Genomic DNA, 19,181 nt, shown 5'->3' on the forward strand with positions numbered 1-19,181 from the left:
GAAGGGTCAGCTCGCCTCGTTGTACTCGCCGGGCCACAGGCGATACCCCACCCCTCGTACGGTCTCGATCAGATCACCCTGCCCCGCCTGCTGAAGCTTGCGGCGCAACTTGGACAAGTGGGAGTCAATCACGCGGTCCAGCGCATCACTTTCCGGGAGGCAGTTTTCGATCAGATAGCTGCGAGAAAAACACCGCCGTGGCTGCGCGGCAAGGCAGGACAGAAGGCGGAACTCCGTCAGGGTCAGTGGCAGCGGCAAAGCACGCCCATCCTCCATGTAGGCCAGTGCCACATGAGCCTGCGGATCAATTTCAATGCGCCCAACGCGAATCTTCGCGGTAGCCTTCGCGTCCGGCTGCGGCTGCGAGCGACGCAGCACGGCGCGCACCCGCGCGACCACTTCGGGGGGACTGAAGGGCTTGACCACATAGTCATCCGCGCCGAGACGCAAGCCCAGCAGCTTGTCAATATCGTCTGCCAGTGCAGTCACCATGATCACCGGTGTCTGCCCGTCTTCGCGGATGGCACGCAAAACGTCCAATCCATCCATTCCTGGAATATGGATGTCCAGCAAAACCATCTCCGGGCGAAGCTGCCGGAAAAGCCGCATGGCCTCTACACCATCTGCGCATTGCCGCGCCCGAAATCCAGCGTGCTCCAGATACGCGGTAAGGACACTGGATATGCCCGGCTCATCCTCAACAACAAGAACCAGAGGACCGGACGGTGGGGTGGAATTGCTCATGAAACACGTACACAGATAAGCAGAGAAGCCGACAGTTGCCGCAGAAAGTCACAAAAACAAGGGGCCATTATGTACAGGCTACGAGAGGCTTGTCATGTCCCCACGTCTCCACAATTCCTCCATAGAGCATGCACCGGTACGCAAATTTCATCGGCTTGAATGGAGGCTCTTGGTCCGCTGGTCACACACCATCGGCTAGCGTCCTAACGAATCGCCCCTCGCGTGAACCGCATCCATATTTTTACGGCCTCTGTCACCCTCTGCGTCTTGGCGGCAGGGTGTGCGGCTCCAGGCACAGGCCCCAACGATGCGCGTGCCACTGCCACTGTGCCACCCACCTGGATGCAGCCTGTGGCGGCCAACGCTCCTGCTGTGGATCTCCACCAATGGTGGAAGAGTTTTAACGACCCCACTCTTGACGCCCTGGTTCAAGAGGCAATACACAGCAACCTCGACCTCAAGATCAGCTTGAGCCGCCTTCGCGAAGCGAGACTGGAAACCGGCCGAGCCTCCGCACAGTTCAAGCCAGCCTTTAGTGCAAACGCGCGCAATCTGCAGGACATCTCGGCAACCGATACCTACTTCCACGCCAGCATCGACATGGTGTGGGAACTGGGTCTGTTTGGTGCTGCACAAAGCACGCGGCAAATCGCGGAAGCCGCAGCCGCTTATGCAGACGCTGACGTGCAGGGGGTGCGCGTCTCGGTGATTGCCGACGTAGTTCGCAACTACCTTGACCTGCGCTCGGCGCAACGCCAGCAGGCCCAGTTGGAGCAGCTCGTCGATTCAGCACAACGCTTGGCTGCACTCACGCAGGTGCGGTTGCGCACATGGCAAGGCACCGCAGAAGAGGTGGTTCAAATCCAGCTACAGGTCGCTCAACTGGGCGCATCCCAGGCGCAGGTAAAACTGGCTGCCAGCAATGCGGCCCAGGCTCTTGCCATTTTGCTCGGGCGCGCAACACCCGACCCGGCGTGGCTTGAACACCCAACCCATACCTCCGGCCTGCTCGCACCATTCTCACTGCCGCAATTTCCCACAGATCTTCTTCGTACCCGCCCCGACGTGAAAGCTGCCGAAGCGGACGTCATGCGTGCCGCCGCAGCAGCGGGACTTGCTCGCTCAGAACTCTATCCACGCATCACCTTGGCGGGGTCGTTCCTCTACTCCTACAACATCACGCGCAACTTCCGCACCAAGACCAACAACGCACCTGCGGTAGGTCCCATCGTGGATATCCCGCTGTTTGACTGGGGCCGACGACTGACGCAAGTAGACATCAAAGAGGAAGCGCTCAATGCCTCCTTGATCAGCTACCAGCGCAGCGTCAACCAGGGCGTGGCGGAAACAGAGGGTGCACTCGCTGCCATGGCCGCACAACAAGCCCGCGCTCAAGCTTTGGACCAAGCGCTTTCACTGGTGCGGCAGCGCACGCAAGCCACCCAGAAGCAACGACGCCTCGGCCTTGCCAGTGAGTATGAAGTGCTGGCCCGCCAGCGGGCCGAATGGCAAGCGCAGCAAGAACTGGAGGCAGCACACCACGCTCATGCGCTGGCGTTTGTTGCACTTTACAAGGCACTGGGCGGAGCCCCGCTGCCTGAGCAAGACGTAGCAGCGCAAACCTCTGCATCCGCTCATGCAAAGGTGGATCAATGATTCCACTCGCACGCAAGACGCTGATTTATGAATGGCGCCGCTTTGTGCCAGCGGTGTTTGCGGTAGGTTTTTCCGGATTGCTGCTGGTAGTGCAAGCCGCGCTGGTATTGGGAATTTTTGGCAGCGCTGCCGTTTATGTGAGGGCATCCAGTGCTGACCTGTGGGCAGGTTACCCAGGCACACAGAGCGTGAACTTCGGAAGATCCATCAATCCGGATGTGGAGATGCGCTTGCGCATGGACCCTTCCGTGTCGGCTGTAGAGCCCTATTTGTGGGTGGACGGAGACTGGCGAAGTGCCAAGGCTGGCGCAGGCGGAGTATCCGTCTACCTTTCCGGCATCCGTACAGCAGCGGACGGAATGCTCTTTGCGCGAATTCTGGCTGCATGGCACCGCAATGCCCTGCGTGAGCCCGGCGCGGTTATCGTGGACAACGCAGATCTGGACACGCTGGGTGTAGAGGTCGGTCAGTCTGCATGGATCAACAACCAGCGCGTGCGAGTCGTTGCAGCCGTCGATGGCCTGCGCGGTCTCGGCGGAATCAATGTGCTCAGTTCGTTAGACACCGCCCGCGAGATCGGCGGCAACGATCCAGCTAGTGGTAGCACCTACCTGGTCGCTCGCACTTCAGAAAATGCCGAGGCAACCCAGGCACGCCTGACCCAAAGCCATCATGTCGGCTTTGGTCCCTTCGAGGTGTGGACTGCAGAGCAGTTTGCCCGGAGATCACAGCTTTATTGGATGTTTGACACCGGGGCCGGGGTGGCGGTGCTGTTCATGGCCATCGTCGTCTGCATGGTAGGTACGGTGGTGACCAGCCAGTCGCTGATGGGAGTGGTCGCGGGCACAGCCAAGGAATACGCCGTACTCAATGCACTTGGGGCCAGCCGCGGTGCTCTGGCGCGCCTGGTGATTGAGCAAGCGTGCTGGATTGGCGGTCTGGGTCTGGTCCTGGCATCGGTCGCCAGCGCCGTATTGCTCGGCGTTGCCGTGGCCTACGGAGTGCCAGTGGCGATGAATGCACCAGTGGCTGGTGGCTGCGCCGTGTTGATCGGACTCGTCGCATTGCTCTCCGGAGTATTTGCCATTCGCGCTCTCCTACGTGCAGATCCCGCGCTCCTTCTGCGATGAAAAGCCCTACACACCCCAACGCTGCAGTGGCGGTACCGCCCAGCCTGCAAGCTCTGCAGGTGCACAAGTCTTTTGTATCTGGACTATTGAAGGTTCCTGTACTACAAGGCTTGACGGTCTCCGTTTACCCAGCAGAGCTGACCCTCATCTCAGGGCCTTCAGGATGTGGAAAGAGCACCCTGCTGTCTCTTCTGTCTGCCCTGCAAAGCCCGGATGCAGGCAAAACCATGGCGCTGGGAGAGGACCTCGGGAAGCTCCGTACGCGGGACCTGGAACAATTCAGACTTCACCACACAGGATTCGTTTTTCAGGGCTTCAACCTCTTCCCTGCACTGACAGCGCTGGAGCAGGTGCAGCTACCTCTTGGGTATCTCGGCATGAGTGCCAAGGAGAGCGAAAAGCGGGCTCAACGCGCACTCGAGGAAGTAGACCTCTCGCACCGAGCCCACATGCGCCCGGCAGAACTCTCGGGAGGTGAAAAACAGCGAGTGGCGATTGCCCGCGCCATCGCAAAGCAGCCGCAACTGCTGTTTGCCGATGAGCCCACCAGCGCGCTGGATGCTGAGAGCGGTCAGCGTGTGATCAACATCCTGCACCGCATTGCGCGTACCCATGGCACCACGGTGCTGTGCGTTAGCCACGACCCGCGACTGGTACGACACGCAGATCGCGTGCTCGGCATGGAAGACGGCGCCATCCGCAGTGACTGGCGTCCGTCCGCCCTTCAAGAAGAAACCAAGATTTCATGACTGCAGACATGTTCCATCGACTCACCCTCAGCAGCGCATCGCTGCTCACTGCTGCATTGCTGCTGGGTTGTGATGCCCAATCTGCTCAGCCACCTGCAGGTACGGCACCCGCGGCAGCACCCAAAGCCGCGCACGGCAAAGAAATCGCCATGGCCCGAGGAAAAGTCGAGGTGCAGGGCGGGCTACTTGAGCTTGCTCCGGCCCAGGAAGGGATTGTGCAGACGCTATCCGTGCGAGAGGGACAGGACGTACAGAGAGGGCAGCTGCTGCTTCGCCTGGAAGATCACACCTCGGTTGCCGACATCGCTGTCGCCGAGTCTGAGCTGAGCTTGGCACAGGCCAGACACCAAGCCCGCCAGCAAAGGCTGCCATCGCTGCAGCGTCATGCGGCAAGACTGGCTGAAGCCGTGGCAGAAGGAGCTACAGAGCCCCAGCGTGCGGAAGAAGCACAGCAAGCGCTCAAAGATGCCGAATCAGAACTGAGCATTTCGCAGGCGGAAATACGCGTGGCCCAAAGCCGCATCGCACAGATTCGTGCTCAACAAAGCAAGCTGGAACTGCGTGCCCCCGAGGCGGGGAACGTGGTGCGGGTCACCACACATGCGGGCCAGCGAACTACTGCACAACCTGCCATCACTCTTTTGCCGCGCCGTCCCCTCATCGTGCGAGCAGAGGTCAACGAGAGTTTTGCCAAACAGGTGCAAGTGGGGACCACGGCCTCGGTGATCACGGACGGAGACAGCACACCGGTTGCACTACCTGCGGCCAAGGTGGTTCGCATCAGCCCCGTTCTGGGCAATGGCCGCCTCCATGACGATGCGCAGCGCGGCCCTGTCCGGGTCGTGGAGTGCGTACTGGAGTTCGAACAGTCGCCAGCAGTCCGAGTGGGTCAAAACGTGAGGGTCAGTTTTCATGAATAAACAGATCAACCTGAGCCTGCGCTCGCCAGCAGTGCCCCCCCGATCAGACATCGGCTGGATGGTGCAGAGCGATTTTGACGGAACTATCAGCAAGGTGGATGTCACTGACTCCCTTCTTCAGAAATTCGGCCTGCCTGGCTGGCAAGCCCTGGAAGACGCATGGGAGCGAGGAGAGATTGGTTCACGCGAATGCATGCAGGGCCAGGTAGCCCTGCTCAACATGGATCGCGATGAACTCCACGCCCACCTCGACACCATCGAGCTGGACCCGCATTTCAGCCACTTCATAGCCGTAGCCGACGAACGCGGTATTCCTGTGCAAGTGGTCAGCGACGGGATTGACTATGCCATCCGCTACATATTGCAGCGGCATGGCCTGGGCCATCTCCCGGTGATTGCCAACAGGCTGGTGCAAACGGGGACTCGCAACTGGCAGCTCCAGTCTCCCTGGGCCAGCGCAGCGTGTGCACGCGCCAGTGGAAATTGCAAATGCGAACGTCTGGCAGAACAGCAACTGACCCACGGGAAGGTGCTCTACATCGGCGACGGAAGCTCCGATTTCTGTGTGTCTGCCAAAGCAGACTATGTGCTGGCCAAAGACAAGTTGGTAGACCATTGCGTACGCCACGGAATCGCTCATTCGACGTTCTCGAATTTCTCTGAGGCACTGGCAATGCTGCCCCAGGGCATGGAGCTGGCAGCATGAACGCAACCGCCATGCCCTTCACCTCCACCAGTCTGCGGGAAGATCTGCCCGCGACCGTGAGGTCCGTCGTCACGCTGGAGCATGAATACGTGATGCACGGCAGTGGCCCCAATGCCAGTACCGGCATCCTGCTCATCCACGGACTCACAGGTACACCCAATGAAATGCGCTTGCTCGCGAAAGGCTTGCACCGCGAGGGTTTTACCGTGCTGGCCGTGCAACTGGCAGGCCATTGCGGCACCCAGGAGGACCTGCTCGCCAGCAGCTGGCAAGACTGGCTCACCAGCGTACAGCGCGGAGCCAGCCAATTGCAGCAGATGACGGGACGACCTGTGGTGGCCTGCGGCCTGTCCATGGGAGCGGTGCTGGCCCTCGCCCTCGCCGAGAACAGCCCACAGCAGGTAGCGGGTGTCATCGCACTGTCCACCACCTTCCAATATGACGGCTGGAGCATTCCTCTGTACACCCGGTTGTCCTTCCTGCTCCCCCTTTTCAAGGCATTGGGGATTGGGCGAAACAGCGTGTTCATGGAACAGCCCCCCTACGGTATCAAGGACGTGGCTTTGCGTGAGCGCGTGGTGGCCCAGATGCACTCTGGTGACAGTGCCGCGGCGGGCCTTCCAGGCAACCCATGGTGGTCAGTGATTGAAATGAAGGCTCTTTCGGCCTTTGTGAGGGAGCACCTCGAAAAGGTGAAAGCTCCCTGTCTGGTCATACACGCGAGAGAAGACGATATCGCCTCTATTGCCAACGCCCAGGCCATTGTGCATGGCGCGCGCAATGCCCCGGTGGAGTTGGTACTTCTCAACGACTGCTATCACATGATCACCATTGACCGCGAACGCCGCACGGTGCTGGCTCGCGCGGTGCGGTTTGCACAGAGCCTCAGCGCCAAAGGGTCTTCATGATGGCAGGTAGCACGGAGGGCAGCATCACACCGCTGGTTGTGGTGTTGTGGACGATGAACATGCTGGTGGACACAGGAGGACAGCTGGCCTTCAAGGCTGCAGCGATGACCGATCCACAGGCAGGGAGTGGACTCTCCCGCTGGATCTGGATGGCACAGCGGCCCTGGCTGTGGATCGGAGTGGGCTGCTACATCGCAGAGTTTCTGGTGTGGCTGGCCTTCCTGTCCTTGGTACCTTTGTCTGACGGCGTGCTGTTAGGCTCCATCAACATCGTGGCAGTGATGGTGGCAGGCCGCTTTCTGTTTCACGAGAAGCTTTCGCGCATGCGTGTACTGGGCATTCTGCTGGTCTCTGCAGGGGTAGCTGTCGTGGGCATGAAAGCATGAAGCGCTTTTATCTATTAGGCTTCTTTGCGCTGGTGGCGTTTGACACGTTGGCCCAGCTCAGTTTCAAGCTGGCCGGTGAGCATGCCCTGCCCTTGGAACTGTCTGCTGGCTGGCTGTGGCGTGTGTTCGGACAGCCCTGGATTTACGGTGCCTTCATCGGCTACGTGGGGGCCTTCTTTACTTGGATGACACTGCTGGAACACGCGCCCATCGGTCCTGCGTTTGCAGCCTCGCACCTCGAAGTTGTCTCGGTACTGGCGTTTTCTGCATGGCTTTTCGGAGAACACATTGGCTGGCCCCAGGTCCTGGGTGCCGTGCTGATCCTGGCAGGAATAGCCTGTCTTGCACGCAGTGAGACGGACCAGGGCGACGAAACCGTACACGCCAAACAATATGGCCATGGGACGTGAAGTCCCACCCACAGCGGGACTGCCACTGGAGATAGCGGATCTGTGGCCCAGACGTGGGCAGGATTTTTCCAGCGCCCTCTCTTCATTCCTGGGTCTGCCAGAGATGCAACTGGAATGCTCTGGCACGGCAGCACTGGTCATCGCGCTGACGACCTTGGCCAGGCACTCACCAGACCGAACCGAGGTGATCGTCCCTGCCTATACCTGCCCCTTGGTGGCACTGGCGGTAGCCCACAGCGGTCTGCAACTCCGGCTTTGCGATCTGTCTCCTGATAGTCTGGATCTGGACCCAACTCATCTCCAGCGACTTTGCAGCTCCAAGACACTGGCAGTTCTTCCTACCCATCTGGGCGGGCGGGTGGTCGGTGTAGCTGCCGTGCATGCAGCTGCACGGGCGGTGGGAGCTTGGGTGATTGAAGATGCTGCTCAGGCCTTGGGAGCTCGCATCCACAGCGCCAGCGTGGGCGCGCAAAGCGATATGGTGTTCTTCAGCCTTGCAGTAGGCAAAGGCCTGAGCATTTATGAGGGCGGCGCTTTGAGCGTAGCCGATCCTTCGTTAAGAAAGGAATGCCAGCAGACTGCCAAAACACTCGCACCGTTCAAGCTGGTCTGGGAGCTGCGCCGGTCTTTTGAACTGCTGGCCTACTCCCTTGTTTATCGCCCGACCATGCTACCTTGGGTCTACGGTGCTCCCTTGCGAAAAGCCCTGGCACAAGGTGACCCAATCACTGCAGCGGGCGATGACTTCTCACCTTCCATCCCCCTGCACAGGGTAGGCCGCTGGCGCAACAGTGTGGGAGCCCGAGCCTTGGCGCGGCTACCTGCATGGCTTGATGAAGGAAGAACCCGGGCCATGGAGCGCTTGGTGCGGTTGAGCCGCATCCCTGCTGTGAAAGTAGTGCAAGACAGCACCCATGTGGCTTACGCGGCAGGCACATGGCCGATCATCATGATCTTGCTTCCGAACAGCAGTTTCCGAGATCAGGTGCTCCGCCAGCTTTGGGGCGCAGGACTCGGCGTTTCACTGCCTTTTGCCCACGCACTGCCAGACTACCCCTGCTATGCCGAACAGGTACCCCATGCAGGTCCTGACGAGTTACCCAACGCACGCAGCTTTGCTGCCAGGGTCATCGCCATCAGCAATAGCCCTTGGCTGAGCAATACGGACTTCGAGCGCATTTGCGCCACTATTGAAAACACAGTGTGAGGATAAGCGGCCAACATCGGCTGCGTTTACTCCTTAACTGGCCAAGGCGATTTGCTCCAATAGCACCTGATTGAAGGCAGATTGCTGCGCCTGCCAATCTGGCAACGCGGCACCTACTTGGCTGGTGTCCTGCCCATCACCTGCACTCAACCAGCGCTTCCAGGCTGTCTGGTAACGGTACTCAGATACGTCCCCCGTCACATCACTGCCCACCAGCTGGCCTCTCAATGCCTCCAATATGGCAAAGGCATGATGACTCTCCAGCATGCCCTGGTCCCAATTGGTACGGACTACTGCTGGGGAAAACACGTCCTTATCGATGCTGAGGTACGTTCGCTGCCGATGCGCTGAAAGCATGCGAAACACTGCGGCAGTGAGTGCATTGGCATCGCTGAATGAGCGGAAGCAGTTACCCAATCCCAGCCATTGCGACCAACGGGTATCGACACCGATGCTCCAGTAGGTCAATCGTCCGGCCTTGAGCGGTGCAAGGTAGTTCTCCCAGGCGTGGCGGACACTGATATCGCCAGAGGTGATGCCGATGACATGCACATGGGAAACCGCAGGCAACATGACCACCCTGCGTACCCAGGAGCCGCAATGCACACCAAACGGAAACCGCATATTGTCGGGATGGTTGTCCAGAACCACCACACGCAAGGGCTGGCGAGATGTATGGCCTACACCCTCGACACAGCGCGTGACCAGTGGCCAGCTGAGGTGATGGAAGTCCCCACTGCCCATGAAGACTGTGCCATGCTGCTGGAACGCAGGCATGCATTTGTGGAGGCGTTGCTGAAACAGGCCCATGCGGGCATGACTGCAGCCGAAGCGCACCGCCTCCTGCCATTCTGGCAAGATCAGCCTTACCTCATTGGGTAACGCTCCTACGGACCCGTCGAGATCCAGCACCACAGGCGGCCTTCCAGCGTCCATCAGCGCTGCTCCAGTTGATCGCGCCATTGGCGATCACTTTCAAAACGGCTAGCGAATCGCCTTGCCACTGCTCGCAGCAACGGTTGCCTCACGTAGACCGCGTGGCGTGTGAAAGTAAAGCTGGCCCCCAGACTCCGTTTGACCTCAGGATCTGTCCAGCCTGCAACGTAATGGGTCAAACCGTGGTCAATGGCGTACTGCAGGTTCTCCAGCCAGCTCACAAAGTACAGGTTGACCTCGCGGGCCGCTGGGTAAGACATACCGATGTACTTGTCTACCAGCCGCCCTGCATGCACATAGCAGAGATTCCAACCCAACAACTCCTGCGTATCTACACGGCGGTACTCAAAGACGACTCCTTGGCTGGAGGCATCTCGCAGCAAGGCTGCAAAGAAGCTGCGGGTGAGCTTGTCAAAGTGGACCTCGCTCTGCGCGTAAACCCCTTCGTAAAGGGCATAGTAGCTGTCCACCACATCATCATCCGCAAAGGCAGGCCCTGTGGGCAGGTGATGCACTTGCATGCCGGAGCGGCTGCGCCATTTGCGCCTCAGGTTTTGTCTTCTGCTGGAAGAAAGTCGCGACAGATATGTGTCGAGATGATCGAAATCTATGGGCACATAAGCCAGCGCCTGCCCCTCCACCAGCACGAATCCTTGCGCCTCGCATGCCTGAACCAACGCCTGGGCGTAGGCGTTGTCGCTGTCGCTGAGCATGGGGCACTGCTGCGGAATGTCCTTGATGATGGACAGAAGGTAGCGCTTGCCCAAAGTCTGGCGCACCGATTCAGCCAACTCCTCTGGCTTGTGGCCCGTGGGGGGAAGTGGTGCATATTCAGTCACCGTGGTCCCGACAAACCCTGTAGTCAATCTCAGCCAGCGCGACCAGCGAGCGAACAACGGCAGCTCGGCCAACTTGCTCTTCAGATCTTCATCTGCTGTCGTGAGCAAATCAAAAGGTGCAATGAACGCTGGTAGGGGCAATCCCCGGAACAAGGAAAACCCTTGTGGTGGATTGCCACCAAAGTGGCCGATCAAGGCGCCCGGTTCGAGCTGATTTCGCCACTCCATCAGTGCTGCTTGGCCCGGGTAATCAGTTGGTCCAGCAACACCAGCGCTTCGTCAATTTCAGCGCGGGTGATCATGAGGGAAGGAGCCAGTGTGATCACGTTCTTGTAATACCCCCCGACATCCAGCACCAAGCCGCGTTTCTGACCTTGGTATTCAAGGTTGCCCTCCAGGCCAATGTCGACCATCTTGTCCAGCAATGCACGGTTGGGTGTGAAGCCGTCCTCGGTACAAATTTCTGCGCGCAGCGCCAGGCCAAGGCCGTCTACATCACCGATTTCTTTGTGGCGCTTTTGCAGTTGCTTGAGGCCATCCAAAAAGTAGGCTCCGCTGGCTCGCACCTGGGCACCGAAGTCGATTTCGTGCGTCATTTTCATGACTTCAAGACCCAATGCAGTACCCAGCGGATTGCTGGCGAAAGTGGAGTGGGTGGAGCCCGGAGGGAAGATGGTGGGGTTGATCAGTTCTTCGCGTGCCCACAGACCGGACAAGGCATTCAACCCGTTAGTCAATGCTTTGGCAAAAACCAGCACATCGGGCTGTACGCCAAAGTTTTCGATAGACCAGAGCGTGCCGGTGCGCCAGAAGCCCATCTGAATTTCATCGACCACAAGCAGCAGGCCGTGTTCATCCAGCACCTTCTTCAGACCTTTAAAGAAGTTGGCGGGTGGCACCACATACCCACCCGTACCCTGAATGGGCTCCACATAAAAAGCCGCGTACTCACACTGGTTGGTCTTGGGGTCCCAGATAGCGTGATATTCGTTCTCGAACTTGCGTGCGAATTCCTTGATCAGCGATTCCGAATACTCTTCGGCCGTCATACCCTTGGGGCGCCGGAAGGGGTATGGAAAGGGCAGAAACTGTGCGCGATCACCGAAGTGACCAAAGCGCCGCCGATAGCGGTAGCTGGAAGTAATGCTCGAGGCACCTAGCGTGCGTCCGTGGTAGCCACCTTCAAATGCAAACATCAGGCTTTTGCCACCAGAGGCATTGCGCACCACCTTGAGCGAATCCTCTATCGCCTGAGCACCGCCCACATTGAAATGCACGCGACCCGGCTTGCCCCACTTGGCCTGGGCATCTTGCGCAATGAACTTGGCCAGCTCAATCTTGGTGGGGTGGAGATACTGGCTTGCAACCTGCGGCAAGGTCTGCAACTGACGAATCATCACCTCTTCCAGACGCTTGTTCTTGTAGCCGAAGTTCACGGCCGAGTACCACATCTGCAAGTCAAGATACGGCGTACCTTCTGCATCGAACATGTAGCTACCCTCGCAGCCGTCGAAGATCTTGGGAGGGTTGACGTAGTGGACGGTATCGCCGAAAGAGCAGTATTTTGCTTCGTCTGCCAGCAGTTGAACGTGATCGTTGCTCATGTCAGAAGGGACTCCAGGAAGAGATTGCGCACATGCTTGGCGCCCGACCATCCGGGTGACATCACCACATGCACGTGCGAGTCTGCAACCTCAACCTTGATCCAACATCGAGCAATTGTGTGGGAATCGTGGAGCAAGCCGCAAAGGTCGCACACCCTTCAGAATTTGTCCCTCAGGCCGTCAGTTCCGGCAATGGCAGGTTCAACAACAGGTTTTGCGGTTTGAGGCGAACAATGCCCTCTGCATTGGTTGCGAGCCCCAGGTACACAGGCTTTCCGGCTACATCTGCGCGCATCTCTGCCGGGTTCTCAAACTTCAGGATGAACAGGCTCACCAGCCTGCGCATCCGCTCCTCATCGACTGTCTGGCCCTGGTAGAGGTCGTTCAGGAGAGCGGTGGCCTCCACATCCAGCCCCACATGCCAACGCCAGGCGCTGTCGCTGATCTGATGCACGGGCTCGATGTGGACCTGCACGCCCAGCATGTGCTGCACCCAACGCTCCAGCACCCGGGACAGCGCTTTGAGACCGGAGCGCGCACGGGTCATTTTCAGGGTCAGCCCATGGCTGAGGTCTTGGGTGAGTTCATGGGTTAAATCCAGCAAGAAGTGATGGCGATCGCTGGTCTGCCAATACTGTGCAGCGTTGTCAGGCGTCAGCACCTGGACTTGCGCCGTGGGCTGCAGCGCCCCACTCTGCCGCAGCAAGCGTCCCATCTCGCCCAGCCCCGCCGTATCGTGCAAAAAGTCCAATGCATCACGGTCCCCCGCCAGCATCTGCCCTTCGTGCAAGGTAATGCGCTGCGGGCGAAACAGCAGCTCCGCAGCACGGGCTTCCAGGGCGTCGGTGCAGCCATCCAGCATGTTGCGCAGCAAGGCATGCACCACGGCATCGATAAAGACCGCGGGCACATTCACTGCGCCGCTGCGCATGAGTTGCAGGTAATACGCTTCGAGCGTACCCGCAGCAAGCAGCCCGTCCCTGAATCGCAGAAACACGGCATAGTTTTCCCGTGCGTCCGCATCCTGCACGGCATCCAGGGCCTGGCGGGGTACTGCCCCCAGCGGCTGCTCCTGAAGTTGCGAATTCAACGCGATTTCTGCCTCGCAAGACTCGGGCACCAGCGCCAGCTCTGGCCGCGCCAGCAGAAGCCGCACATAGGCCTGCGTTGGAACCAGCCAGCCGCGCTCGTCGCGCCGCAAAAGCGTAAAGCCACTGTCAGGCCAGAAATCGTGTGTGGGCTGCATGCAAGTTACCAATGAAGGTTATCTAGGAAGCTGTTCAAAAAGCGAAGGCTACACCTCCGTGCTTTCCCCCAGGCCTCTGCGGTTTTGCGCGGGCGGCGGCACAATGGGACTCCATGAGTGCGCTGCCCGCAAAACTTCCCATCCGCACAGAATGCCCGCCCGGCGCCTGCGTGTGCGACCGCGACGCCCTGCTGCAAAACCCGCAGGGCGACACCCGCGTGCTTTTGCTGACCCGCGAAGAAGAAAAACGGCTGCTGCAGCGCCTGGAGCAAATCACCAGCCTGGCCGAGTTACGCCGCATGCAAGACCGGATGGAACAGCAGTTGGGCATTCGCCTCACCATTGCCCCCGGCCCGAACGAGGTGCGGACCCTGCGCGGTATCACCATCCTGGTTCATGAACAACAAGGCCTGTGCCGCAAAACCCGTCAGTCCATCCCTGCGGCCATCAAGCAAAGCCTGGAACAGCGGCCAGAGATCAGCTACGAACTGCTGGACGAAGGGGGGTTGTTTGGTGGGCAGTAGCTAGCAGCGAGTAAGCCCCATATCACAGGCCAAAAAGCCCATTTCACGAGATCGGGGCTTTTTTAGCTTCGTTGCACTACAAGATGAAATAGATGGCGGCAAATGCGGAGCTATTTTAGAACTGAGTCGCCCGAGGTATATCAGCGCAGATTGACTGCATCCAAATCACCAACATCGTTCATGATGGTGAGAACTCCTTGCGCAGAAATCGCCATACTTCCACCCAAAGGGTAGCGCCAGACAACTTGGTGGGTCGCTAAATCAACTGCCACAGTACTCGACGAAGAACTTACAAAAGCTAAGTTCCTGCTGACGATCACTGCAGTAAATTTCCTATCACCCAACCTCTGCGAGGTCCATAACAAATTACCCGTTTTGGGTTCACGTGCCTCGAGCACGCTTCCATTCGCTCCGAACGAATACACGACACCATTGCCAACTGCAGGCACGCCTGACGAAGCCAAGCTCATCGCCCAAGCAAGTTTTCGACTCACCAAATCGAAGGCCATCAGGTTTTCGGAAACAACGATTCCCATTTGGTCGTCGGTTAGTACAACGGGAACGGCGTCATAGGAAGCGCTAAAGTTTGACGCAGAACCAATCGAAAACGCGAGATTTCCGTCGTTCGCCCCGAACGCTAGCATTCGTTTTTCTGTAGTGTAGGTATAAACAAACCGTCCATCCGTCGAAGGAGTCCACCCCCGCCACACCACGGATGCCGCTCCACCGCTCCATGTAAAAGCACCGTTCCGGTCATCAAAATTCTTCAGGCTGTCGGAATAAATATAGGCATTTGATCCAAATATGGTTGGAGCTGAATAAGTACCCTGAGCCGAAGCAATTGGCATTTTATGGATTAATGCACCAGTGAACTGATCAAACACCCATAAAAATGACCCTTCAACTGCAGTTGAAGTCACGTATACGCGTCCATTACCCACAGCGGGAGAACTCACATTTGAGAAGGAACCTTTTAAATTCACTCTCCAGGCCACATCCCCACGGTCTTCTGACAAAGCAACCAACTCCCAGCCCCCCCAGGAACCCGGCGTGCCGACCATGAAAATGCGGCCATTATCGATAGCGTTGGATGCGTAAGAACTGAAGTTAAAATCATTCGACTTAAATCTCCAGCGACGTGAAAAAACCGCAGGATCGAAGTTAGCTTCAACGAAACCTGTGTGCTTGGCATTGCCTTGATAGGTAGACCAAGCTCCCAAGCCAGGAACAGGCTGCAATGGCAGCAAATTTAAGTCAGACTTCACAATAACCGCAAGGGGCACTATCCAAGGAGATCCAGCGACCGGCGATTGACACACGTCAACCGAATCACGACAAACCCTCAATTGCAGATTGCTAGTGTGTTTACCTACGGGTAACGCAGAGCCAGCGACAGTTGATAGATTGAAAATATAACGCCCACCTGCAGGCATCATCAATTGGCTAGTTGATGCCGCAGTTAACTTCCCTGGATCATAAAAACCTATATTCACTGGCGAATCCAATTCGCCAGTGAATTGAGCCTCAATACTAAAATCAACCGACTCTTCAGCGTACTTAGTCAAATTAACACTCGGCACAGACAGAGTCATCCGACTCGCAGCTTCAGCCTTAGGTTTAACCTGTATACCCAAAGCAAGCCTCCATGGGGATCCCGGAAGAGGCTTGGCGCAAGTCACAGGGTCGTCTTCACAAACGCGCACCTCCAGGCTAGTGTTGTGCCTTCCAACCTCAAGATTCGCTGCTGTATTCAATACGGCCCGATAACTCAGTTGCGACAAGGCAAAGACATTTACCCGCGTGGTAATCAATCCATTCTTATCGATAATTGCCACGTTAAAAGGCGTTTCGAATGTTTTGCTGGAATAAGCAGTAACCGATACAGGAACACTCTCACCTTCGTACTGACTGACCTCCAAACTGGCAGGCTCAAACGCTAACCACGCCCCGTCAGGACTACTCGGTCCAGTGTCAGTACCTCCAGTACCTCCGGTACCTCCAGTGCTTCCACCACTCCCACCACCACACCCAGCCAATACGACCAAAAACAAACACGCTGCTACACGACTAAACCAATCTTTCATGCATCCCCCCATTTATTAGCATTTTGTATCGGATACGCGCACTGGCTGACAGCACGCTATCAACGACGGCTCATTCCCACTCAATCGTCAACGACTTTTTTGCAGGGAACATTTTTGAACACTGTTGCTTCGTGTTGGTCATTCGGGGGTAAGCAATAAATTCGACGATACCGTCACCAATACCGTCACTGAAATTCGTGGGCTGCTGAGCGAAGACAAGATCATTCATAACCATCCAACACTCTACTTCGCAGTTTAGCGTGTGACTAGGCTCCAACCATGCACGAGTTCGTACACCTACGGCATCCGCGCTTCTTGGCTGGAGAACACTTCGGACGATCAGAAAAAATTCTGATGATTCCGAAGATTGCTTCGGTTTGAGAACAACCGGCATAGGGAGCGTGATCCGGCTTGATGTCACGCCGACGCCATGCCGTTCATTGAGCTTTAAGCAGATGCCTCTCAACAAACGCTTGAATATCGCTCCGCGTAATGTCCGTGAACTTGTTGCTGCTGCAGATGGGGAATGGGTTGTACTTGTTGAGCGCCCGAGTGCACACGTTGTCTTCCGCCCGACGACCGACACCTCGGGTTGGCGAGTCCCATGCGTGCGTAGCGCCCTCAAAGTTTGTCCACTTCTCGACGCCCTTGAATACTTTGCCCACGTTGCACTGAGATAGCGGCGTGGCGGTATCTGCACTACCCGTAAACGCAATCACAGGTGCCACATAGTTGCCCAGCGGAGGCGCGTCTTCCTTGTCCGTACTGCCGCTGGGGGCACGACCAAAAATGGACTCCTTCACGTAGCAGTTGGGGTACAGCGACACACCACCTGCCAGCAACGATCTCACTTCGCCACTGAGGTTGTGATTGGTGAAAGCTCGCAACACAGTCCACCCTCCTTGACTGTCGCCAATCACGAACGTCTTCTTGGGATCAGCACCTTCGGATTGCGTGAACCGAGCAGCGGCGATCAGATCAAGCACACGCATGTTTGCCCCAAAGCGAGTCCAACTGAGCCAGTTTTCCGTACGACCCCGTGACCAATACGAATCGAGAATCAGGATGTTGGCGTCGAGGTTACGCTTGGCCCACACTGCAGTGTCCAGGTTGCCGGGTGCCACACCATGACCACCATGAACAATGATGATGGTAGGACGCTCGAACACTCGACCGTTCTGTGCTGTCCAGCTTGAGAACAGCATGCCCTTACCGTCATAAGACGGAACGTTTGCGGCAAACAAGTTGAGCCCGTTGTTCACCAGTGGCCGCTCCATGTTCCAGCCATGGGACGATGCCGGTGGATGCTGCACGGTGATAGGCGGCTGGTACTTTTCAACAGGGATCACATCGTCATTTGCATGGCTGGTCATTGAAGCCAAGCCGATAGCCACCACGGCGGTTAGGCGAGAAAGAGCCTTGAGAAATCGTCTGGTCATATGAATGCTCTTTTTGTTGGGTGATCCATCAGGGAAGCTGCAGAGGCCGTGAGTCCACACGCATCCCATAGCGATCAAGCTCCTTCGCGCTCATCGCGGACATCGCGTCGATCTGACAGCGCAAATCCGCAATACGCTTGCCACTCTGCTCCACCACTACTCCCTTGCGCTCATTTTCACCGTCACCGGCATAAACGACATAGCGATAGTTGCCCTTGTCGAAGGACAGGAAGTTCACAGCAGTACCGTCTTGACCGACCTGTGAGCCACGCTGGAAAGCTGAAGCCGCACCAGTTCCAGCGCTCGGATACTCCATTTCCACTGCGCCTTCCAGCGGTGCTATCCGGTATGTCAACTGCTCATTGCCACCAGCGCGGCCAGTGCACACCGAGGCGCGCTTCTTGCCGGTGGAGCACGCAAAGATCGGGGTCTCAGCAGCCGTGCATAGGTGCGGCACGGTCACAGCCGGAGCTGCAGCCGTCACGTTGGCTGGCGGAGTGACTGGCGCGGCAGCGGGTGCCGTATTCGCAGGCGCTGGCACAGCTGCAGCTGGCGCAGGCTGGGTGACTGGCGAGACCTCGGGTGGAGGCGGCTCCGCAGATTTGGCCGCAGCCGCTGGCGGAGCTTCACCGGCAATCTTGGCAATCTCCGCTTCGCTCTTGTCGAACACCCGGAGCATCGCCAGATCGTGGAACAACCCCATGAATGCCAAGTGCCCCGTGAGCTTGACCAGTATCTCTTTGCCGTCTTCGGTTCGCTGGACGATGTAGGTCACATTGCCCTTGACCGTATTGCCATCCAACGCTGCCCCTTGAGGCTCGTACGTGCCGCGCAGGTGATTGAGCATCCGTTGATCGGTAGGGATAGCGTCTTGCGGCATCACCGCCGTCAGGACCGCTGAGCAGGTCTTCTTCCCTGTTGATTCGTCGCTTCGAGCGGTCGTGATGGATTCCACCGTGACTTTGGTGTTCTTGCTCGTGATCTGCACGCTGCGCTGACGCTCAGGGCTCATGCTGGCATGCTCTTTGTCAAAGCTCTGCTGGTAAATCTGCTGCACGAGCGATACCGCTGCCGGATCAGCGCAGGACGGCGCTTTGTCACCGCATGCAGCCAGCAAAACCACGGACGTTGCCGCCAAGGTCACGGCAGTAGCTCTTTTGGAATTCATTTTTTCTTCCTGTTGGTTGTAAGAATTTGTGCCTCTCAAGGAACATTCTGGCATGCAATGTTCCTTATAAGACGTTTCCTCAGCAGGCACATTTCGAGAGCCTGTGGAGCATGTCACGGACTGCTCCACAGAAACAAAGCGCTGCCAGCGAGACGCCGGTTCAGCGCCGCCGCAAGGTGCGACTCATACCGAATGCCATCACGTTGGCTGTTGGCGAGAACCTACGAAGCTTCCGTGAAGAGCGCGGCATGACGCAGTTGGAATTGGCAATGAGTGCCGAGGTGGAGCGCACTCGGGTGTCCAAGCTGGAGCTGGGTCTGGTGAATCCGAGTGTTTTGACGCTTGCCACCATCTGCCACGTGCTGGACATCACCCTGGCTGATCTGTTCGGCGGTATTCGGCTGGCACATCCGCCCACCACCGAGGGCGGGACACTGCGCCGCGCCAATCAAGCCGTGCTCGACAAGAAGCCAGCAGCCAAGCGCACCAAAGTGCCGGGTAAAGCTGCCGCCAAGTAGGCTCTGG

At 57.8% G+C, this 19,181-nt stretch carries 19 protein-coding genes; 11 read left to right on the top strand and 8 right to left on the bottom strand.

Annotated elements, in window-relative coordinates; all coding sequences use genetic code 11:
- Positions 1-6: 6 nt before the first annotated feature.
- A complete protein-coding gene (locus AACH87_RS14395) occupies positions 7-744 on the bottom strand; it encodes a response regulator transcription factor (RefSeq protein ID WP_338795151.1) in 738 nt (245 codons plus the stop codon).
- 222 nt (positions 745-966) lie between these two features.
- Between AACH87_RS14395 and AACH87_RS14400 the strand changes: the two genes are divergently transcribed.
- The 9 genes from AACH87_RS14400 (at position 967) to AACH87_RS14440 (ending at position 8,816) form a co-directional block, all read left to right on the top strand.
- Positions 967-2,400, top strand: coding sequence for an efflux transporter outer membrane subunit (locus AACH87_RS14400; protein WP_338795152.1), 1,434 nt, complete (start codon positions 967-969; stop codon positions 2,398-2,400).
- The gene (locus tag AACH87_RS14405; RefSeq protein WP_338795153.1) at positions 2,397-3,530 is read left to right on the top strand and encodes an ABC transporter permease; all 1,134 of its coding nucleotides are present in this window, start codon (positions 2,397-2,399) and stop codon (positions 3,528-3,530) included. The genes AACH87_RS14400 and AACH87_RS14405 overlap by 4 nt, the downstream gene beginning before the upstream one ends.
- Entirely contained in the window at positions 3,527-4,279 is a 753-nt protein-coding gene (locus AACH87_RS14410) for an ABC transporter ATP-binding protein (protein ID WP_338795154.1), read from the top strand. The genes AACH87_RS14405 and AACH87_RS14410 overlap by 4 nt, the downstream gene beginning before the upstream one ends.
- Positions 4,276-5,199 (top strand): HlyD family efflux transporter periplasmic adaptor subunit, encoded by a 924-nt coding sequence (locus AACH87_RS14415; RefSeq protein ID WP_338795155.1) that lies wholly within the window; start codon positions 4,276-4,278, stop codon positions 5,197-5,199. The genes AACH87_RS14410 and AACH87_RS14415 overlap by 4 nt, the downstream gene beginning before the upstream one ends.
- Positions 5,192-5,905 carry an MtnX-like HAD-IB family phosphatase gene (locus AACH87_RS14420; RefSeq protein ID WP_338795156.1) on the top strand — a complete coding sequence of 238 codons (714 nt, stop codon included), beginning with the start codon at positions 5,192-5,194 and terminating at the stop codon, positions 5,903-5,905. The genes AACH87_RS14415 and AACH87_RS14420 overlap by 8 nt, the downstream gene beginning before the upstream one ends.
- A 92-nt stretch (positions 5,906-5,997) precedes the next feature.
- On the top strand, positions 5,998-6,813 hold the full coding sequence (locus AACH87_RS14425; protein WP_338798969.1) for an alpha/beta fold hydrolase: 816 nt from the start codon (positions 5,998-6,000) through the stop codon (positions 6,811-6,813).
- Entirely contained in the window at positions 6,813-7,199 is a 387-nt protein-coding gene (locus AACH87_RS14430; protein WP_338798970.1) for an EamA family transporter, read from the top strand. The genes AACH87_RS14425 and AACH87_RS14430 overlap by 1 nt, the downstream gene beginning before the upstream one ends.
- Complete coding sequence (locus AACH87_RS14435) at positions 7,196-7,609, top strand: DMT family transporter (protein ID WP_338795157.1); 414 nt, start codon at positions 7,196-7,198, stop codon at positions 7,607-7,609. Before AACH87_RS14430 ends, AACH87_RS14435 begins: the two co-directional genes overlap by 4 nt.
- The gene (locus tag AACH87_RS14440; protein ID WP_338795159.1) at positions 7,599-8,816 is read left to right on the top strand and encodes a DegT/DnrJ/EryC1/StrS family aminotransferase; all 1,218 of its coding nucleotides are present in this window, start codon (positions 7,599-7,601) and stop codon (positions 8,814-8,816) included. The genes AACH87_RS14435 and AACH87_RS14440 overlap by 11 nt, the downstream gene beginning before the upstream one ends.
- 33 nt (positions 8,817-8,849) lie before the next feature.
- On the opposite strand, the gene AACH87_RS14445 is transcribed toward AACH87_RS14440, so the two are convergent.
- From AACH87_RS14445 to AACH87_RS14460, 4 genes are all read right to left on the bottom strand, one after another.
- Positions 8,850-9,752 (bottom strand): hypothetical protein, encoded by a 903-nt coding sequence (locus AACH87_RS14445; protein ID WP_338795160.1) that lies wholly within the window; start codon positions 9,750-9,752, stop codon positions 8,850-8,852.
- Positions 9,752-10,819, bottom strand: coding sequence for a GNAT family N-acetyltransferase (locus tag AACH87_RS14450; protein WP_338795161.1), 1,068 nt, complete (start codon positions 10,817-10,819; stop codon positions 9,752-9,754). The genes AACH87_RS14445 and AACH87_RS14450 overlap by 1 nt, the downstream gene beginning before the upstream one ends.
- Positions 10,819-12,195 (bottom strand): aminotransferase class III-fold pyridoxal phosphate-dependent enzyme, encoded by a 1,377-nt coding sequence (locus AACH87_RS14455; protein WP_338795162.1) that lies wholly within the window; start codon positions 12,193-12,195, stop codon positions 10,819-10,821. Before AACH87_RS14455 ends, AACH87_RS14450 begins: the two co-directional genes overlap by 1 nt.
- A 172-nt stretch (positions 12,196-12,367) precedes the next feature.
- On the bottom strand, positions 12,368-13,441 hold the full coding sequence (locus AACH87_RS14460; protein ID WP_338795163.1) for a DUF6352 family protein: 1,074 nt from the start codon (positions 13,439-13,441) through the stop codon (positions 12,368-12,370).
- A 113-nt stretch (positions 13,442-13,554) separates the two neighbouring features.
- Between AACH87_RS14460 and AACH87_RS14465 the strand changes: the two genes are divergently transcribed.
- Complete coding sequence (locus tag AACH87_RS14465) at positions 13,555-13,965, top strand: hypothetical protein (RefSeq protein ID WP_338795165.1); 411 nt, start codon at positions 13,555-13,557, stop codon at positions 13,963-13,965.
- A gap of 140 nt (positions 13,966-14,105) precedes the next feature.
- Here the strand turns inward: AACH87_RS14465 and AACH87_RS14470 are convergent, their stop codons facing one another.
- From AACH87_RS14470 to AACH87_RS14480, 3 genes are all read right to left on the bottom strand, one after another.
- On the bottom strand, positions 14,106-16,049 hold the full coding sequence (locus AACH87_RS14470) for a PQQ-binding-like beta-propeller repeat protein (protein ID WP_338795166.1): 1,944 nt from the start codon (positions 16,047-16,049) through the stop codon (positions 14,106-14,108).
- Between the two features lie 437 nt (positions 16,050-16,486).
- Positions 16,487-17,488, bottom strand: a complete 1,002-nt coding sequence (locus AACH87_RS14475) for a dienelactone hydrolase (protein ID WP_338795168.1) — start codon at positions 17,486-17,488, stop codon at positions 16,487-16,489.
- A gap of 28 nt (positions 17,489-17,516) precedes the next feature.
- Complete coding sequence (locus tag AACH87_RS14480) at positions 17,517-18,710, bottom strand: hypothetical protein (RefSeq protein WP_338795170.1); 1,194 nt, start codon at positions 18,708-18,710, stop codon at positions 17,517-17,519.
- A gap of 122 nt (positions 18,711-18,832) precedes the next feature.
- On the opposite strand from AACH87_RS14480, the gene AACH87_RS14485 reads away from it, so the two are divergent.
- Complete coding sequence (locus AACH87_RS14485; protein WP_338798971.1) at positions 18,833-19,174, top strand: helix-turn-helix transcriptional regulator; 342 nt, start codon at positions 18,833-18,835, stop codon at positions 19,172-19,174.
- Positions 19,175-19,181 lie beyond the last annotated feature (7 nt).

Source organism: Acidovorax sp. DW039 (assembly GCF_037101375.1).
In the GTDB taxonomy this organism is placed as follows: domain Bacteria; phylum Pseudomonadota; class Gammaproteobacteria; order Burkholderiales; family Burkholderiaceae_C; genus Acidovorax.

What these genes read in the sequence shown, in the direction of transcription:
- AACH87_RS14450 (WP_338795161.1), bottom strand. Translation starts at nt 10,819, where the DNA reads ATGGAGTGGCGAAATCAGCTCGAACCGGGCGCCTTGATCGGCCACTTT.
- AACH87_RS14395 (WP_338795151.1), bottom strand. Translation starts at nt 744, where the DNA reads ATGAGCAATTCCACCCCACCGTCCGGTCCTCTGGTTCTTGTTGTTGAG.
- AACH87_RS14420 (WP_338795156.1), top strand. Translation starts at nt 5,192, where the DNA reads ATGAATAAACAGATCAACCTGAGCCTGCGCTCGCCAGCAGTGCCCCCC.
- AACH87_RS14410 (WP_338795154.1), top strand. Translation starts at nt 3,527, where the DNA reads ATGAAAAGCCCTACACACCCCAACGCTGCAGTGGCGGTACCGCCCAGC.
- AACH87_RS14460 (WP_338795163.1), bottom strand. Translation starts at nt 13,441, where the DNA reads ATGCAGCCCACACACGATTTCTGGCCTGACAGTGGCTTTACGCTTTTG.
- AACH87_RS14465 (WP_338795165.1), top strand. Translation starts at nt 13,555, where the DNA reads ATGAGTGCGCTGCCCGCAAAACTTCCCATCCGCACAGAATGCCCGCCC.
- AACH87_RS14415 (WP_338795155.1), top strand. Translation starts at nt 4,276, where the DNA reads ATGACTGCAGACATGTTCCATCGACTCACCCTCAGCAGCGCATCGCTG.
- AACH87_RS14455 (WP_338795162.1), bottom strand. Translation starts at nt 12,195, where the DNA reads ATGAGCAACGATCACGTTCAACTGCTGGCAGACGAAGCAAAATACTGC.
- AACH87_RS14425 (WP_338798969.1), top strand. Translation starts at nt 5,998, where the DNA reads ATGCACGGCAGTGGCCCCAATGCCAGTACCGGCATCCTGCTCATCCAC.
- AACH87_RS14445 (WP_338795160.1), bottom strand. Translation starts at nt 9,752, where the DNA reads ATGGACGCTGGAAGGCCGCCTGTGGTGCTGGATCTCGACGGGTCCGTA.
- AACH87_RS14440 (WP_338795159.1), top strand. Translation starts at nt 7,599, where the DNA reads ATGGGACGTGAAGTCCCACCCACAGCGGGACTGCCACTGGAGATAGCG.
- AACH87_RS14405 (WP_338795153.1), top strand. Translation starts at nt 2,397, where the DNA reads ATGATTCCACTCGCACGCAAGACGCTGATTTATGAATGGCGCCGCTTT.
- AACH87_RS14430 (WP_338798970.1), top strand. Translation starts at nt 6,813, where the DNA reads ATGGCAGGTAGCACGGAGGGCAGCATCACACCGCTGGTTGTGGTGTTG.
- AACH87_RS14435 (WP_338795157.1), top strand. Translation starts at nt 7,196, where the DNA reads ATGAAGCGCTTTTATCTATTAGGCTTCTTTGCGCTGGTGGCGTTTGAC.
- AACH87_RS14475 (WP_338795168.1), bottom strand. Translation starts at nt 17,488, where the DNA reads ATGACCAGACGATTTCTCAAGGCTCTTTCTCGCCTAACCGCCGTGGTG.
- AACH87_RS14480 (WP_338795170.1), bottom strand. Translation starts at nt 18,710, where the DNA reads ATGCCAGAATGTTCCTTGAGAGGCACAAATTCTTACAACCAACAGGAA.
- AACH87_RS14470 (WP_338795166.1), bottom strand. Translation starts at nt 16,049, where the DNA reads ATGAAAGATTGGTTTAGTCGTGTAGCAGCGTGTTTGTTTTTGGTCGTA.